The following is a 16,728-nucleotide window of genomic DNA, read 5'->3' as shown; positions in this document are numbered from 1 at the left end:
AGGGGCGATCACCGATGAGCGCCCCTGACCCGAGGAGGCATCGTGGGCCTCATGAACCGCCTCACCCAGATCTCCTTCACCGCGGCCCCCGCCGCGCTGCTCGCCGGCAGTCTCCTCACGCGCCTCCCCGGCGCCGACGCCGTCGGCGGGCCGTGGTGGGCGGCCGCGCACGTGGTCCTGCTGGCCGGGTTCCTGATGTTCGGCGTCCTGCTCCTGGGGCTGCGCCGCATGGCCGGGCCCGTGACGGCCGGGTGGCGGGCGGCGGCGGACGCCGCCACGGCGGTGGCGCTGCTCAGCACGGCCGCCAACGTCGTCGGTCTCGCCGTCGACCTCTACAACAGGTTCGAGAGCCCGCGCGTCGCGGCGTGGGAGCCGTTCGTCTACGGGGCCGCCTTCGCCGCCCTGGTCGCGCTGGCGTCCGTGCTCGCGGCGCTGCGGCGGGTCACGGTCCTGAGCGCGGCCGTCACGGCCATGGGCGTGGCGGTGCTGATCGGGGGGTTGCTCCAACCGGCCCTGACGCCGGTCGGCATGGCGCTCATCTGGCTCGGCACGCTGCTGCTGAGCAGGGGCCCGGCCGAACCGGCGGGGCAGATCGGCTACCGGCTCCACTGAGCGATCGCCGGGGCTTCAAGTGGGTACGTCCATGAAGGTCCCGACTCCCGGCTTTCATGAAGGAGTGGTTCCCCATGCTCTACGTCTTCGGCTTCGAACGGATCGGCGTGGCGGTCAGCGACATCTACTTCGTCGACCCCGACCCGATCAGGGGACAGGAGGGCGCCGAGCGCGGCGTGCGCCTGGAGCTGCGGAAGCTGCATCCCGGCGAGCTGAACGGATCGATCTACTCGGCCCGGCCCATCACCGTCGAACGCCCCCTGTGGCGGGTGGACCTGCTGGAGTCGGTCAACAGCGCGCCCGGCAGCTTCGACCGCACCCACCATCACCCCGGCATCGACGGGTGGGAGCCGGGGCGGCGGGTGTTCGACAAGGAGCTCTCCGGCGAGCCGCTGAAGTGGCTGAGCGGGCGGCTGGCCGATCTGGAAGGTGTGCTCGACGAGGTCGGGGTGGACCGCGGTGAGGTGAGCCCGGCGGACGTGACCGGCCTGCGCGAGCGCGCCGAGGAGATCGTCGAGACCGTCGCCCGCCTGCTCGACGGCGTCCACTCCGGCGCCCTCGCGGCCCCGCCGGACGACGCCTCGGCCGCCGTCCGCGCCAGCTGGTTGTAAGGACGATCTAGGGGGCCAGGCCGGAGGCGATGCCGTCCAGGACGAGGCCGAGCTTGCGGTTGAACCACACGGAGGCCGGCTCCGACAGCGCCCGCCGCATGACGGGCGCCACCTCCGGGCCGACCGCCTCGGCCCAGGCGTCGGCCGAGCTCTCACGGACCTTGGCCGTGCCGGCGGAGCCGCCCGCGGGCGCGTCCAGCTGCTGGCCCCTGCCGAACACGTCGATCGCCAGGTCGAAGACGATGTCGACGGCGAGGAACGCGTCCTCCACCGCGAAGCCGTAGCCGATCAGGCGCTGGACGGCCGCGCCGAAGCGGTGCATCACCTCGTCGGGGAAGCGCTTGAGCTTGAGGAATTCCTTGATCAGGCCGGGATGCGCCTCCAGCAGCGCCCACAGCGCCCCGGCCTGCGCCTCCAGGTCCGAGCGCCACTCGCCGGTCGGCTCCGGCCAGTCCGCCTTGCCGATCGCGCGGTTGATGGCCACGACGACCAGCTCCTCGCGGTCGGCCACGTGGCGGTAGAGGGCCGAGTGGGCGACCCGGAGGCGGTCGGCCACGGTGGCCAGGGTCAGGTTGTCGAACCCGACGGCCAGCGCGGCGTCGGCGATGTCGGGCCGGGTGATGCGCGGCGGGCGGCCACGCGGGCGGCCCAGCACGCGCCACTCCCGCGCCGTCGTCTCCTCACCCATCGAGCCCCCTACCGCCGTCGATCACGTCGCGCCGGGCCGTCCACCGGTCAGGCGCGTACGAGGCGCCAGCCGCGGGCCCGCGCGCGTTCTTCCCAGAACGCAGCGTACCGGCCGCCCGCGTCCAGCAGCTCCTGGTGGGTGCCGCGCTCGGCGATCACGCCGCCCTCCAGCATGACGATCTGGTCGGCGGCGGCGATCGTGGTCAGCCGGTGCGCGATCACCAGCAGCGTCCGGTCGCGGGCGAGCGTGGCCAGCGCGTCCATCAGAGCGGACTCGTTCTCCGGGTCCAGCGCGGCGGTGGCCTCGTCCAGCAGCACGATCGGCGCGTCCTTGAGGATCGCGCGGGCGATGGACACCCGCTGGCGCTCACCGCCGGAGAGGGTCGCCCCGGCCTCGCCGACCCTCGCCTGCCAGCCGCCGGGCAGCCGCGCGGCGATCTCCTCGACGCGCGCCAGCCGGCCCGCCTCGCGGACCTCCTCGTCCGTGGCGTCCGGCCGCCCCAGCCGGATGTTGTCCTCCAGCGTGCCCTCGAACAGGTACACGTCCTGGAACACGATCGACAGCTGGGCCATCAGGTCCTCGGGCGGGTAGTCGCGCACGTCGTTCCCGCAGACCCGGACCGACCCGGCGGAGGCGTCCCAGAAGCGGGCGATGAGACGGGTGAGCGTGGTCTTGCCGGACCCGGAGGGCCCGACCAGCGCGGTCACCGTGCGGGGCGCGACGGTGAAGCTCACGTCCCGCAGCAGCGGCCGCTCGTCGTAGGCGAAGCTCACCCCGTCCAGCTCGATCGACGGCTCGCCGGCCCGCGCCGTGCCGCCGGACGGCAGCGGCGGCGTGGTCAGGACGTCGCGGATGCGCCGCAGCGCGCCGCGCGCCATGCGCAGCTCGCCGCCCACGTCGGCGGCGGCGAGCAGCGGTTCGGTGAACCGCACGGCCAGGACCAGCACCCCGACCAGCTCCGGCACGTCCACCGCGCCGCCGAGCGCCAGCGAGCAGCCCACCAGCAGGATCGCGGTGAAGGCGAGCTGCACGGTCAGCGCGACCGTTCCGAGGCCGGGCAGCGTGGTCCGCAGCAGGCCCCGCAGCGCCGACCGCTGCCGCACCAGTGCGTCGTCGAGCAGGTCGTAGCCGTCCGCCGTGCGCCCGAACGCCCGCAGGGACGCCTGCTGCCGGGCGAACTCCACCACGCGGTCGGCCCCCTCGGCCCCCGCGTCGTCCATCGCGGTGTCGCTGCGCTGCACCAGGGTCTGCGTCCAGCGGAACGCCAGCCACAGGAACGGCGCCGTGACCAGGGCCGCCAGCCCCAGCCGCCAGTCGAACACGAACATGCACACCAGCACGGTCGCCGGCGCGGTCACCGAGGTCACCACGACCTGGAGCAGGTGGGCGGGCACGCTCATCACGTCCATGACACCCTTGCCCGCGAGCTGTCCGAGCCGGCCCACCCGGTCGGCGCTGAACCAGCCGACCGGCAGCCCGGCCACGTGGTCGCCCATCCGGTGGTAGAGCGTGCGCAGGGCGGCCAGGCCGACGGCGTAGCCGTACTGCGACTGCTGGTAGGAGGCGACGGCGGTGGCGGCGACCACGACGGCGAAGGCCGCGAGCCACGGTCCGGCCGCCTCGCCGGACAGCAGCGCGCGCAGCACCGGCACGAGCATCGCGAACGACGTGCCCTGCAGCACGCCGTACACGATCATCGCGAGCAGGCTGCGGCGCAGGCGCGCCCCGTGCTCGGGGCCGAGTACGGCGCCCAGTTCTCCGATCATGCCCGGGTCCAATCCCGATCGTCGTCGCGTACGTGGGCCGCCCACAGCCGGGTGTAGAGCCCGCCGGCCGCGCGGAGCTCGTCATGGGTGCCGCGCTCGACGATCCGGCCGCCGTCGAGCACCGCGATCTGGTCGGCGCCGGTGATCGTGCCCAGCCGGTGGGCGATGACCAGCAGCGTGCGCCCGGCCACCAGCGTGGACAGCGCGTCCTGGATGGCCGACTCCGACTCCGGGTCGGCGAACGCGGTGGCCTCGTCCAGCACCAGGATCGGCGCGTCGGCCAGCAGCGCGCGGGCGATCGACACGCGCTGCGCCTCGCCGCCCGACAGGTGGGCGTCCTCCCCGATCACCGAGTCATAGCCGCGCGGCAGCTCCGTGATCCGGTCGTGGATCTGGGCCGCGCGGGCCATCCGCTCGACCTCCTCGCGCCCCGCATCGGGGCGGCCGAGCGCGATGTTGTCCGCGACGGACGCGCGCAGGAGCTGCACGTCCTGCAGGACGAAACCGACGTGGTGGTACAGCTCGGCGGAGCCGATGTCGCGCACGTCCACGCCGCCCACCGTCACCTGGCCCGAGCCGGGGTCGTAGAAGCGGGGCAGCAGCTTGGCCAGCGTGGACTTGCCCGAGCCCGACGGCCCGACCAGCGCGGTCACGGTGCCGGGCATCAGCGTCAGGTCCACCCCGCGCAGCACCGGCGTGCTCCCGTCGTACGAGAACGACACGTCGTGGAACTCCACCCGGCGGCCCTGCGGGCGGGTCGGCTCGGCGGGCTCGGGCAGCGGCGGCGTCGCCAGCAGCGCGGCCACCCGCCCCGCCGACTCGGCCGCGCGCCGCAGCCGCATCGAGCCCATGTCCAGGGTGAGGAACGGCGCCGTCAGCGCCACCCCGACCAGCACGAACGGCAGCACGTCCACCGGCGCCAGCCAGCCGTTCGCGGCGAACACGACGCCTCCCGCGGTGGCCACGAGCAGCATGGTCGGGGGTGAGATGAGCGCGTTCGAGACGCCGCTGAGCCTGAGCATGGGCCGCACCCAGGCCCCGAAGAACTCGGCGAAGTCGTCGGCGGCCTCGGCGAAGCGCCGGTAGGAGCGTCTGGCCTGCCCGAACGTCTTGATCACCGCGATCCCCTGCACGAACTCGACCACGGCGGCGCTGATCCTGGTGTTCGCCTCGCTCCAGCGCCGCATCTGCTCGTCGTAGCCGCGCATCATGACCGCGAACGCGACGGCGAACAGCGGCACCGGGATGAGCACGACGAGCGTGAGCCGCCAGTCGACGTACAGCAGGTAGGCGAGCGCGGCCAGCGGGGTCACCACGGCGGCGAGCAGGTCGAGCAGGGCATGCGCGACGAGGTGGTGCATCTCGCGCACGTCGTCCTGCAGGACCTTCTTGACCTGGCCCGAGTTGCGCTCGCCGAACCAGCCCAGCGGCACCCGCGACAGGTGCGCGGCCATCCGGCGGCGCAGGTGGAGCTGCAGGTCGGCGTCCGCGAAGTGGGTGATCGCCCCGGCCAGGCCGAACGACGTGAACCTGACCAGCAGCCCGGCCACCGCGATCCCCGCGATCAGCCAGACCAGGCCGGCCTCGGGGGCCGCGCTCAGCAGCACCCGGGCCAGCTCGGCCACGCACACGAACGGCACGAGCGCCGAGACGGCGTACACCACCTGGAGCACGGCCGCGGCGACCAGCCTCGGGCGGATGGGGGCGAGCAGCGCGAGTAACGCGGCGCGGTCGGGAGCGGGCCCGCCGTCCTCGGGCGGGGACGCCACGGGGGCCGCCGGTTCGGCGGTGATCGTCATGTGTGAGCCTCCGCGCTTCGAGGGTTTCCGCCTGGAACCGATTTTGTTACAGGCATTCTCGAATAGGCAAGGCTCACATAACTAAGGCCTCGGCGGACTGGGGGGTGTAGGGGTGGCCGGGCGGCGGTGCAGCAGGCCGAAGCGCGTCCACATGGCCTCCGCCGCCTCGATCGAGGCGCCGGTGCGGGCCGGGTCCACGGCGGCGAGCTGGGTGACCAGGGCCTGGGCGACGGCCATGCCCGCCGTCAGCGACGGGAAGAACGCCTCCCCCTCCGCCGGCACCATGACCACCTCCTCGGCCGCCTCGGCCAGCGCGGGACTGGCCGCGTCCGTGAGGGCGAACACCCGCACCCCGCGCGAGCGGGCCACGTTCGCGGCCAGGACCGTGCTCTCGTACAGGCGCCAGAAGCTGATCGCCACCAGCACGTCCCCGGCGCCGAGCGCGGCCACCGCGTTGGCCAGCTCCGCGTCGCCGTTGGTCACGGCCGTGACGGGATAGCCCGCCAGGCGGGCGTTGTGGGCCAGGGCCAGCCCGACGGCCGCGTAGCTGCCGTCGGCGACGATCACGGTACGGCCCGCCGCGGCCACGGCCTCGGCGATCGTGAGCAGGACGCCATCGTCGAGGCGGCGGTTCAGCAGCGCGAGGCTGTCCAGGTCGCGCCGGAGCGAGCGGGAGCTGGGCGAGCCCGTGCCACGGTGCTCGGCGGCCACCTGGCCGGCGCTCAGCGAGGACAGGTAGCGCGCCCGCAGCTCCTGCTGGAGCGCCGGCCACCCGGCGAACCCGAGCGCCTGCGCCGTACGCGTCACGGTCGCCACGTTCACCCCCGCGACCTGCGCCAGCTCCGCCGCGGACTCGAACGACGCCCGCCGCGGCTGGGAGAGCAGGATCTCCAGCACCGCGGCCGCCTTGCCGCGCAGCCCGCGCGGGGGCACCCGGGTCCGCAACCACTCCTCGAAGCTGTCCGCGGCCTGCTCTGTCACCGTGTCACTCTCCATTGCCATTCTGCAAAGACCATTGCATTTCGGATATTTCGCACTATATGTTGCTGCGCAATCAACCTGAAGGGGCCATGACCTCGGGAAGGTGTTGTTCAATGACCCTGTTGGCCCGTCTGGACCGGCTCCCGCTGAGCCGCCCTCACTACCTGCTCCTCCTCATCGGCGGCCTCGGCTACACCTTCGACGGCATGGACTCGGCCGTCGTGGCATTCTTGCTCCCCAGCGCGCAGGACGCCTGGGGTCTGTCCAACGGCCAGCTCGGCCTCATCGGGTCCGCGACCCCGTTCGGGTTCCTGTTCGGCGCGACCGTCGCCGGCCTGCTCGGCGACCGTATCGGCCGCAAGAAGGTCATGATGTACGCGCTCGCCTTCTACGCCGCCTTCTCCGTGGTCGCCGCGTTCGCCCCCAACTACGAGGTCTTCCTGGGCTCCCGGGTGCTGGCCGGGGCCGGCGCGGGCGCGGAGAGCGCGATCATCGCGCCGTTCCTGTCGGAGTTCGTGCCGGCGAAGCGGCGCGGATGGTTCATCGGCGCGCTGGCCGGGTTCTTCTCGTTCGGGTTCGTGATGGCGGCCCTGATCGGCCGCTTCGTGGTGCCGACGATGGACGACGGCTGGCGGATCGCGCAGGTGATCACCGCGCTGCCGATCGTGATGCTGCTGTGGTGGCGCCGCTCGCTGCCCGAGTCGCCGCGCTTCCTGCTGCAGAACGGCCGCGTGGACGAGGCCGAGGCGGTGGTCGCCGACCTCGAACGCCGCGTCGAGCGGGCCACCGGACAGCCGCTCCCGCCGGTGCCCGAGTCGGCCGCCCAGCCGGCCACCAACACGGCCAAAGTCAATCTGCTCAGCGCGCTCCGGTTCCTCTGGAGCCCGGCCATGGCCAGGCGGACGGCTGTGACGTGGCTGATCTGGTTCGTGATCACGTTCTCGTACTACGGGTTCTTCTCGTGGATCCCCACCCTGCTCGTGCAGCGCGGCATCACGGTGACCAAGAGCTTCGAGTTCTCGATCATCATCTACCTGGCGCAGGTCCCCGGCTACTTCTCCGCGGCCTGGCTGTCGGAGCGGCTCGACCGCAAGAACACCATCGCGATCTACCTGTCCGGCTCGGCGGTCAGCGCGTTCTGGCTGTCGCAGATGGACACGCCCGCCACCATCACGCTCGCGGGCGCGGTGCTGTCGTTCTTCCTGAACGGCACGTACGCGGGCGTCTACTCCTACACCCCCGAGGTCTTCCCCACCTGGATCCGCGCCACCGGAACGGGCCTGTCGAGCGCGTTCGGGCGGGTCGGCAGCATCCTGGCCCCGACGATCATCGGGCTGTCGGCGGCGAGCCTCGGCTTCGGCGGGGTGTTCGGCCTGACGACGGCGGTGCTGGTGGTCGGGGTGGTGTGCGTGGTCGTGTTCGGCCTGGCCACGGCCGGGAGATCACTTGAGGAGCTGACGGAACCCGCCAAGGAGGCGAGCAAATGACCGGATTGAGCGAGCTTGAAGAGACCGTGCGGCGGGAGGTGGGAGTGCGGCTGTTCACGGTCCTGGCCTGGGTGCCGGAACGGCGCGCGCTGCGCCGCGTCCACACCAGCCATCCCGAGCAGTACCCGGTGGGCGGGGAGAAGACCGTGGAGGTCGCCCAGGGCTGGCTGGCGCGGTGCATCGAGGGCCGCGAGCCGTACTTCGGCAAGGACCGGGCCGCGGTACGGGAGATCTTCGCCGACCACGAGCTGATCGAGAGCCTGGGCTGCGGGACGATCATCAACGTCCCGGTGGTCGACCAGGGGGAGGTGCTCGGCGTGCTGAACATCCTCGACGCCGAGGGAAGCTACGACGAAGAGTCGGTGGCCGTGGCGCGCTCGCTCGCGCCGCTCGCCGTCCCGGCGCTTCGCGGAGGTGCGGCATGAGTCTGCTGCTGCGTAATGCCCGGGTCCTGGACGTGACGAGCGGCGAGTACGCCGAGGGCGACCTGCGCTGCGCGGACGGCCGGGTCGCCGAGACGGGACCCCGGCTGAGCGCGCCGGACGGCACGCGGGTGATCGACCTCGCCGGTGCGCACGTGGTGCCGGGGCTGATCGACGCGCACGTGCACGTCACCGCCTCCACCGCGAACCTCGGCACGCTCGGCTCCATGTCCCCCTCCTACGTCGCCGCGCACAGCGCCCAGATCATGGGCGGGATGCTCGACCGGGGCTTCACCACGGTGCGCGACGCGTCCGGCGCCGACTTCGGGCTGGCCGACGCGCAGGCGGAGGGGCTGATCCGGGGGCCGCGGCTGCTGTTCTGCGGCAAAGGGCTGAGCCAGACCGGCGGCCACGCCGACTTCCGCGGCCGGGGCGAGCACCAGCAGGACGACCACCCCTGCTGCGCCGGTGTCGGCCGTGTGGCCGACGGGGTCGACGCCGTCCGCGTCGCCGCCCGCGACGAGCTGCGCAAGGGCGCGCACCACATCAAGGTCATGGCCTCCGGCGGCGTGGCCTCCCCGACCGACCGCATCGACTCGACCCAGTACTCCATGGACGAGCTGCGCGCGGTCGTCGAGGAGGCCGAGGCGGCCAACCGGTACGTCGCCGCGCACGCCTACACCGCCCGGGCCGTCAACCGGGCGCTCGAGGCCGGGGTGCGCTCGATCGAACACGGGAACCTGATCGACGACACGAGCGTGGAGCTGTTCCGGCGGCACGACGCGTTCCTGGTGCCGACGCTGGTGACGTACTGGGCGCTCAAGGAGGAGGGGCTCACGTTCGGGCTGCCCGAGCGGAGCTGGCGCAAGGTGGACGAGGTGCTCGAGGCCGGGCTGGTCGCGCTGGAGCGGGCCGCGCGGGGCGGGGTGCGGCTGGCGTACGGGACCGACCTGCTCGGCGGCATGCACCGGCACCAGAACCACGAGTTCCGGCTGCGGCGGGAGGTGCAGCAGCCGATCGACGTGCTGCGGGCCGCGACGACCGGGGCGGCGGAGCTGGTCGGGATGGCGGGGGAGGTCGGCACGCTGGCCGTGGGGGCGCACGCGGACCTGCTCGTGCTCGACGGCGATCCGCTGGCCGACATCGGCGTCCTCGCCGACCCCGCCCACTTCAGGCACGTCGTCCAGGCGGGCCGCGTCGTCTCCGGCCGCGTCGTCTCCGGCTGAGTCGTCTCCGGCTGAGTCGGGGCCGCTTCGGGGCGGGCGGCGTTGCATAGTGGCAGGGTGACCACGCTGACGCGCGCCGCTCTCGTGGTGGTCGCGGTGCTGCTCCTGCTGCTCGCCCTGCTGTGGGTGTTCCAGCGGCGGCTGATCTACCTGCCCGACAGCGCGCCCGTGCCGCCCGCCGCCGAGGTCGTCCCGGGCGCGCGGGACGTCACGTTCACGACCGGCGACGGGCTCCGGCTCACGGCCTGGTACGTCCCCGGCACCCGCGGCGTGACCGTCCTGATCGCGGGCGGGAACGGGGGCAACCGGCGCGACCGCGCCCCCTTGGCCCGCGCGCTGTCGGAGCACGGGTTCGCGGTGCTCCTCATGGACTACCGCGGCTACGGCGGCAACCCCGGCAGCCCGACGGAGGAGGGGCTGCGCCAGGACGCCCTGGCCGCCCGCGACCACCTCGGCGACGCCCGCGTCATCTACTTCGGCGAGAGTCTGGGCGCGGCCGTGGTCACCCGGCTCGCCCTGGAGCGCCCGCCCGACGGCATGGTGCTGCGTTCGCCGTTCACCGACCTGGCCGCCGCCGGGCGGGCCAACTACCCGTTCCTGCCGGTCAGGACGCTGCTGCGGGACCGCTTCCCGGTCGCGGAGAGCATCCGGCGGGTGCGGGCGCCGGTCGTCGTCGTGTACGGCACCCGCGACACGATCGTGCCCCCGCGGCTGAGCAAGGCGGTCGCCGAGGCGGCGGGCGAGCGGGCCACGACCGTCGAGGTCGCCGGGGCGGGCCACAACGACCTGGTCATGCTGGCCGGCGACGAGGTCGTGGGCGCCGTGGTCGACCTGGCCGGGCGCATAAATCAGTAGTTCCACACCCCCTCATCGTGTACGTTCAGAAACGGAAGGATTACGTACGGTAACAATAGGGGGCCCAGTGAGACTCGTTCGCGCCGCAGCGGCGGCACTCTCCCTGGTCATGACCACCACTCCCGTCGCCGCCGAGTCGGCCCCATCCGCGCTGGTGCGCACCGACAAGGGCATGGTCAAAGGCGAGGTGCGCAAGGACCACCGGGCCTTCCGCGGCATCCCGTACGCCCAGCCGCCCACGGGCCCGCTCCGATGGCGGCCGCCGCAGCCGGCCAAGCCATGGACGGACGTCCGCGACGCGACGGCCTTCGGCAGCCAGTGCGCGCAGCTCGCCGAGCCCTACGGCGGCAAGACCTCGTACGGCGAGGACTGCCTCTACCTCAACGTCACCGCGCCGCGCAGAGGCCGCGACCGGCCGGTCATGGTGTGGCTGCACGGCGGCGGCAACGCCGGCGGCAACCCCGCCTTCTACGACCTGACCAGGATGGCCACCCGGGGCGGCGTCGTGGTCGTGAGCGTCAACTACCGGCTCGGCGCGCTCGGCTGGCTGGCGCACCCCGCGCTGGAGACGGGCGAGCGCTACCAGAGCGGCAACTACGGGCTGCTCGACCAGCAGGCGGCGCTGCGCTGGGTGCGGCGGAACATCGCGGCGTTCGGCGGCGACCCCCGCAACGTGACGGTGTTCGGGGAGTCCGCCGGAGCCGCCGACATCTGCGCCGGCCTGGCCTCGCCCACCGCCGCCGGGCTGTTCGACAAGGCGATCGTGCAGAGCTTCAGCTGCTCCTCCTCCACCCGCACCGAGGAGCAGGCGGAGGCCGAGGGGGCCAGGTTCGCCGCGGCCGTGGGATGCGCCGCCGGGGCCGCCGCCTGCCTGCGGGCGCTGCCGGTCAAGACGCTGCTGGAGGCGTTCCGGGGCCACAACCCGTACCCGGTCGCGGGCGGCGACCACGTGCTGCCGCTGCAGCCCCGCGCGGCGATCGAGAGCGGCCGGATCAACCGCGTGCCCGTCATGCACGGCAACACGCTCGACGAGATGCGCCTGTACGCCGGCCTGACCTACCCGAAGCCGATCACGCAGGCGCAATACGAGCAGTTCGTGCGCGCCACGTACGGGGCCAACGCCGGCCAGGTCCTGGCCCGCTATCCCGCCACCGGCCCCGACCTGCGGATCGGGCTGGCCACCATGCTGACCCACGGCACCGGCCCGCTCGCCACCTGCACGCACCAGGACGCCTTCGGCCTGCTCTCCCGGGCCGGGGTCGAGGTCTACGCCTACCAGTTCGCCGACCGCGCCGCGCCGCCGCTGATGGACGTGCCCGGCTTCGAGGAGGGCGCCGAGCACGCGACGGAGCTGGTCTACCTGTTCCCCGGCCTGCTCGGCCGGCTCAACGCCGAGCAGGAGAAGCTGTCCAACGCCATGATCGGCTACTGGACGTCGTTCGCCCGTGACGGCCACCCGAATGCCCCCTGGGTCCCGCGCTGGCCGCGCTTCAGCGGCTCCGGCGACGTGCTCAGCCTGGCGCCGGGGCGCGGCGGCATCCACCTGACCGACACTGCTGGCGCCAGCAATTGCGCCTTCTGGGGCTCTTTGCAGTCATGAGGGCTCATAATGCGGGTTGTCCCTGAAGATCCGCGAGCCCCCGAGGTGAGCCATGAAACCGCTCCGCGTCGTCGTGGCCACCGTGGGGGCGGGGGCGCTTCTGGCCGGCGGCTTCCTGTTACTGCGCGGCGGCGACACCCCGCCGCCGCGTGATCGCCTGGCGGTCGCGCCCGTGGTCGTGCGTCCCAACGTGCTGGTGGACGCCCAGGGCGCGGTCCTGGAGGAGCTCACCGGCGACTGCGCGGCCGGCCGCTACCCGTACGTCTGCATCCAGGCGAAGAAGGAGCTCGACGGAGACCTGCTCCGCCGCGGCGGCCTGACCATCGTGACGGCGATCGACCGGCGCGTGCAGCGCGCCGCCCAGCAGGGCATCGACCGGTACGTGCGCCGCGAGGACGCGCCGGTCGCCGCCCAGGCCATGATCGTGCCGGGCACCGGCGAGATCAGGGCCCTGGCCGCCAGCCGCGCGCCCGGACCCGGCGGCAGGCCGCCCGCCGACCGGTTCGGCTTCCAGCAGGGCACCACGGCGATGGTGTACACGCTGACGGCCGCGCTGGAGAGCGGCATGCGTTATGACGACGGCTTCCCTTACCTCAGCCAGTATCGGGCGGCGAACTTCCACGCGTTCAAGAACTGCAAAGGTCAGAACGTCGCCGAGCCGTCGTTCTCGATCCTCAACAGGCAGCGCGACCACGGCGCGTTCACGACCCTGCGCTCGGGCACCCGGACCGCCGAGAACACGTTCTTCATGAAGCTGACGGAGAAGGTCGGCCTGTGCGAAAGCGTGCAGGTGGCCAGGCGCCTCGGGCTCGAGCGGGCCGACGGCCTGCCGTTCCAGGAATTCGAGACGTTCTCGTTGGGGATCAACGAGGTGGACCCGGTCTCGCTCGCCGGCTCGTACGCCACCCTCGCGGCGCACGGCAGGCGGTGCGAGCCGCGGCTGGTCACGGAGGTGCGCGACGACACGGGCGTCGTACGTTCCTTCCCGGCGCGGTGCGAGGAGGCGCTGGAGCCCGCGGTCGCCGACGCGGTGACCGGCGTGCTGGCGCAGGCGCTGGCCAAGGGCCCGCTCAAGGGGCTCGGCCGGGACGCGGCGGGCATGGAGGGCACCGCTGACGCGTTCTCCACCGCCTGGTACGCCGGTTACACCCCCGACCTGGCCTCCGCCGTCGCGCTCGGCGACCCGCGCGGCGCGGTCACGCACAAGCTGTCGGACATCACCGTCGGCGGCCGTCGCTACCGGCACGTCGAGGGCACATCGATCCCCGGCCCGATCTGGAAGTCCTCGATGACGGAGGCGCTGGCCGGCAGTGCGGGGACGGCGTTCGCGAAGCCGGACCTGGCGCGCTTCGGCGGCTGCCGCGACCACTGCGCACCGTAACCGCTCCGGCTCCCCCGATCAGGCGGGGTGGTCGAGGAGTGACTCCAGCTCGGCGACCGCGTGGGCGCGGTGGATGTCGAGGGTCGTCACCGCCTCGTCGGCGGCGAGGCGGCGCAGGGCGTCGAGGGTGGCGCGGTGCTCCTTGACGACCCGCTCCCGGTTGCCCGCGTCGCCGTAGTACATCGACCGGTAGGCGTCCGTGGTGTCCCACAGGGTCCTGATCAGGCGGACCAGCCGGGGCATGCCCGCGCAGTCGAACAGCGTCATGTGGAACAGCCGGTTGGCCGTCGCCATGGCCAGCACGTCGCCCGCCGCGGCGGCCCGCTCGACCTCCTCCTGGGCCGACTCCAGCCGGCCGAGGTCGTCGTCCGTGAGCCGCTCGACGGCCCGCCGGACGGCCTCCTCCTCCAGCAGCTCGCGGATGCGGTAGACCTCGCGCAGGTCGTCGAGCGAGAGCATGGCGACGCAGTAGCCCTTGTGCGCCTTGTAGGTGACCAGGCCCTCGCCTTCGAGCGTCTTGAGCGCCTCGCGCAGGGGGACGCGGCTGACCTGCAGCTCCTCGGCCAGCGCGTCCTGCCGGATGGGGGCGCCGGGGCGCAGGCGCCCGGTGGTGATGGCAAGGCGGAGCTCGCCCAGCACGAACTGCTGGGCCGTCGGCGGCCTGCGTCGCGCCTCGTCCGAACTCATCGCCCCAATATCTCACGAACCCATTCCTCGTCCTCCCCCAGCCGGGGCGGCCGGTGGCGGTAGGAGGGCGGGGTGGCGCTGAGCCGCAGGGGGTTGGCGACCTGGCCGACCCCGTCGAGCTGTACGGAGGGCTCCAGGCCGAGGTCGTCGGCCAGGGCGAAGGCGGCGGCCAGGTCGTTGATCGGGCCGCAGGGCACCCCGGCGGCGGTGAGCGTTTCGAACCACTCGTCGGCCGTACGGGCGGCCAGCGCCGCGTTGAGCTCGGCGACGAGCCCGACGCGGCCGGCGACCCGGTCCGCGTTGGTGGCGTAGCGGGGGTCCCCGGCGAGGTCCGGGCGGTTCAGCGCCCCGCAGAGGGCCTGGAACTGGCGGTCGTTGCCGGCCGCGATCACGATCGGGCGGTCGGCGGCCTCGAAGACCTCGTACGGGACGATGCTGGGATGCCGGTTGCCCATCGCCTGCGGCACCACTCCGGCGGCGGCGTAGGCGGAGGCGTGGTTGGTGAGCGCCGACAGGAGGGACGACAGCAGCGAGACCTCGACGTGCTGCCCCTCGCCGGTGCTGTCGCGGTGGCGGAGCGCGGCCAGGATGCCCAGCCCGGCGTGCAGGCCGGTGATCACGTCCACCAGCGCCACGCCGGCCTTCGTCCCGGGCCCGCCGGGCTCGCCCGTGACGCTCATCAGCCCGCCCACCGCCTGCGCGATCAGGTCGTAGCCGGGCAGCCCGGCCCCGGGTCCCGACCCGAACCCGGTGATCGAGCAGTACACCAGCCCGGGGTTGAGCTCGCGCAGCGAGGGGTAGCCGAGCCCGAGCCGGTCCATCGTGCCGGGCCGGAAGTTCTCGACCACCACGTCCGCCCGGGCGGCCAGGGCCCGCGCGACCTCGACGTCCGCGCGCAGGTCGAGGGCGATCGAGCGCTTGTTGCGGTTGACGCCGAGGAAGTACGTGGCCTCGCCGTCGGGCGCGTACGGCGGCCCCCAGGCGCGGGTGTCGTCCCCCGCGCCCGGCCGCTCCACCTTGACCACCTCGGCGCCCAGATCGGCCAGCAGCATCGTGGCGTACGGCCCCGCCAGCACCCGGCTGAAATCCGCCACCAAGAGCCCCGACAGCGCACCAGTCACGCGGGCGCCCCGAGGTAGACGGTCATCGTGTGGGTGAAGAACTCGCGGGCCGCCCGCCCCTGCTCCTTGGGCCCGAACCCGCTCTGCTTGACCCCGCCGAACGGCACGTACGGGAAGGTCCCGGCCGACTCGGAGTTGATGTGCAGCACCCCGACGTCCAGCCGCTCGACCGCCTGCAGGGCCACCCCCAGGTCCCTGGTGAAGATGGCCGCCGACAGGCCGTGGTCGCTGAGGTTGGCCAGCCCCAGCGCCTCCTCGGTCCCCGACGCCCGTACCACGCCCACCACGGGCCCGAACAGCTCGGTACGCCAGAAGTCCACCCCGGTCCCCGGCAGGTCGAGCACGGTCGGCGGCACGAACCAGCCCTCGCCGTTGTACGGGGAGGAGCCCGCCAGCGGCTTGGCCCCCTCGTCCACGGCCCGCGCGACCCCGGACGTCACCCGGTCCCGGGCGGCCGAGCTGACCAGCGGGCCCATCTCGACGCCGGGCGACAGGGGGTCGCCGACCACGAGGCGCGCGGCCCGTTCGGCCACCCGCTCCAGCAGCTCGTCCGCGACCGGGGAGGCCACGATGAGCCGCGAGGTGGCCGTGCACTTCTGGCCCGTGGAGCGGAACGCGCCGAGGCAGACCTGCTCGGCCGCGTGGTCGAGGTCGGCGTCGGCGAGCACGACGGAGGCGTTCTTGCCGCCCATCTCCGTCTGCACCGGCTTGCCCAGCTCGCCGCAGCGCGCGATCACGGCCCGCCCGACCGCGGTGGAGCCGGTGAACGAGATCGCGTCCACGCCGGGGTGGTCCACGATGGCCGAGCCGGCCTCGGCCTCGCCGTACACGAGGTTGAGCACGCCGTCCGGCAGCCCCGCCGAGGTCAGCGCCTGCGCCAGCCGGTAGGCCAGCAGCGGCACCAGCGACGACGGCTTCCACACGACGGTGTTGCCGTAGCTGAGAGCGGGCGCGATCTTCCAGGCGGGGATGACGATCGGGAAGTTGAACGGCGTGATCAGCCCGGCCACGCCGATCGGCTTGCGGACCACGAGGACGTTCTCGCCGGGCCGCGGGGAGGCGAAGATCTCGCCGCTCTCCCGGTCGGCCTCGCCCGCGTAGTAGCGCAGGATCCGGGCCGAGCCCCGTACCTCGGCGACCGCCTCGGGCAGCGTCTTGCCCTCCTCGCGGGCCAGCTCGGCGCCCCACTCCTCGGCGGCGGCGTCCACCAGGTCGGCGGCGGCCACGAGCACCGCCGCGCGGGCGTGGTGCGGCGACGCCGCCCACTCCGGCGCCGCCGCACGGGCCGCGGCGACGGCCCGCTCCACCTCGGCGGCGGAGGCGAAACGCCCCCGCGCGACCACTTCGCTGGGCCGGGCCGGGTTGGTGTCGGCGAACTCCTCGCCGTCGCCCTCGACCCAGCGGCCGCCGATGAGATTCAGAAGGTCCATGGTCAACGAACCCTAAATGTGCAATATTGGATTTTCAATATTGGATCCAAAATATGGAGGCC

15 protein-coding genes are annotated in these 16,728 nt (G+C 73.3%); 8 read left to right on the top strand and 7 right to left on the bottom strand.

The window, feature by feature from the left end; translation table 11 throughout:
* Positions 1 to 51: 51 nt before the first annotated feature.
* Positions 52 to 612 (top strand): hypothetical protein, encoded by a 561-nt coding sequence (locus tag AB0L65_RS36565; RefSeq protein WP_364255025.1) that lies wholly within the window; start codon positions 52 to 54, stop codon positions 610 to 612.
* 74 nt (positions 613 to 686) lie between these two features.
* Entirely contained in the window at positions 687 to 1,223 is a 537-nt protein-coding gene (locus AB0L65_RS36560; protein WP_364255023.1) for a hypothetical protein, read from the top strand.
* 7 nt (positions 1,224 to 1,230) lie between these two features.
* Here AB0L65_RS36560 and AB0L65_RS36555 read toward each other — a convergent pair whose 3' ends face one another.
* From AB0L65_RS36555 to AB0L65_RS36540, 4 genes are all read right to left on the bottom strand, one after another.
* A complete protein-coding gene (locus tag AB0L65_RS36555; protein ID WP_364255020.1) occupies positions 1,231 to 1,911 on the bottom strand; it encodes a TetR/AcrR family transcriptional regulator in 681 nt (226 codons plus the stop codon).
* 47 nt (positions 1,912 to 1,958) lie between these two features.
* A complete protein-coding gene (locus AB0L65_RS36550) occupies positions 1,959 to 3,677 on the bottom strand; it encodes an ABC transporter ATP-binding protein (RefSeq protein WP_364255017.1) in 1,719 nt (572 codons plus the stop codon).
* Entirely contained in the window at positions 3,674 to 5,476 is a 1,803-nt protein-coding gene (locus tag AB0L65_RS36545; protein ID WP_364255014.1) for an ABC transporter ATP-binding protein, read from the bottom strand. The genes AB0L65_RS36550 and AB0L65_RS36545 overlap by 4 nt, the downstream gene beginning before the upstream one ends.
* Before the next feature lie 81 nt (positions 5,477 to 5,557).
* Positions 5,558 to 6,457, bottom strand: a complete 900-nt coding sequence (locus AB0L65_RS36540) for a MurR/RpiR family transcriptional regulator (protein WP_364255011.1) — start codon at positions 6,455 to 6,457, stop codon at positions 5,558 to 5,560.
* 113 nt (positions 6,458 to 6,570) lie between these two features.
* Here AB0L65_RS36540 and AB0L65_RS36535 point away from each other — a divergent pair, with 113 nt between their 5' ends.
* The 6 genes from AB0L65_RS36535 (at position 6,571) to AB0L65_RS36510 (ending at position 13,428) form a co-directional block, all read left to right on the top strand.
* The gene (locus tag AB0L65_RS36535) at positions 6,571 to 7,944 is read left to right on the top strand and encodes an MFS transporter (protein ID WP_364255008.1); all 1,374 of its coding nucleotides are present in this window, start codon (positions 6,571 to 6,573) and stop codon (positions 7,942 to 7,944) included.
* Positions 7,941 to 8,369 (top strand): GAF domain-containing protein, encoded by a 429-nt coding sequence (locus tag AB0L65_RS36530; RefSeq protein ID WP_192791433.1) that lies wholly within the window; start codon positions 7,941 to 7,943, stop codon positions 8,367 to 8,369. Before AB0L65_RS36535 ends, AB0L65_RS36530 begins: the two co-directional genes overlap by 4 nt.
* Complete coding sequence (locus AB0L65_RS36525; RefSeq protein WP_364255005.1) at positions 8,366 to 9,592, top strand: amidohydrolase family protein; 1,227 nt, start codon at positions 8,366 to 8,368, stop codon at positions 9,590 to 9,592. Before AB0L65_RS36530 ends, AB0L65_RS36525 begins: the two co-directional genes overlap by 4 nt.
* Before the next feature lie 57 nt (positions 9,593 to 9,649).
* Positions 9,650 to 10,447: an alpha/beta fold hydrolase gene (locus tag AB0L65_RS36520; RefSeq protein WP_364255002.1), complete on the top strand. Its 798-nt coding sequence runs from the start codon at positions 9,650 to 9,652 to the stop codon at positions 10,445 to 10,447.
* Positions 10,448 to 10,556: 109 nt separating this feature from the next.
* On the top strand, positions 10,557 to 12,047 hold the full coding sequence (locus tag AB0L65_RS36515) for a carboxylesterase family protein (RefSeq protein ID WP_364254999.1): 1,491 nt from the start codon (positions 10,557 to 10,559) through the stop codon (positions 12,045 to 12,047).
* Between the two features lie 52 nt (positions 12,048 to 12,099).
* Positions 12,100 to 13,428 carry a penicillin-binding transpeptidase domain-containing protein gene (locus AB0L65_RS36510; RefSeq protein ID WP_364254997.1) on the top strand — a complete coding sequence of 443 codons (1,329 nt, stop codon included), beginning with the start codon at positions 12,100 to 12,102 and terminating at the stop codon, positions 13,426 to 13,428.
* 18 nt (positions 13,429 to 13,446) lie between these two features.
* On the opposite strand, the gene AB0L65_RS36505 is transcribed toward AB0L65_RS36510, so the two are convergent.
* From AB0L65_RS36505 to AB0L65_RS36495, 3 genes are read right to left on the bottom strand one after another with little or no spacing between them, the layout of a single operon-like run.
* Positions 13,447 to 14,115, bottom strand: a complete 669-nt coding sequence (locus AB0L65_RS36505; protein WP_364254994.1) for a GntR family transcriptional regulator — start codon at positions 14,113 to 14,115, stop codon at positions 13,447 to 13,449.
* Positions 14,112 to 15,236, bottom strand: coding sequence for a CoA transferase (locus AB0L65_RS36500; RefSeq protein ID WP_364254991.1), 1,125 nt, complete (start codon positions 15,234 to 15,236; stop codon positions 14,112 to 14,114). Before AB0L65_RS36500 ends, AB0L65_RS36505 begins: the two co-directional genes overlap by 4 nt.
* Positions 15,233 to 16,666 (bottom strand): aldehyde dehydrogenase family protein, encoded by a 1,434-nt coding sequence (locus tag AB0L65_RS36495; RefSeq protein WP_364254988.1) that lies wholly within the window; start codon positions 16,664 to 16,666, stop codon positions 15,233 to 15,235. Before AB0L65_RS36495 ends, AB0L65_RS36500 begins: the two co-directional genes overlap by 4 nt.
* Between the last annotated feature and the right edge of the window lie 62 nt (positions 16,667 to 16,728).

This window comes from Nonomuraea sp. NPDC052116 (assembly GCF_040680035.1).
Classification (GTDB): Bacteria; Actinomycetota; Actinomycetes; order Streptosporangiales; family Streptosporangiaceae; genus Nonomuraea; species Nonomuraea angiospora_A.
This window is presented reverse-complemented; position numbering and strand designations above follow the sequence as displayed.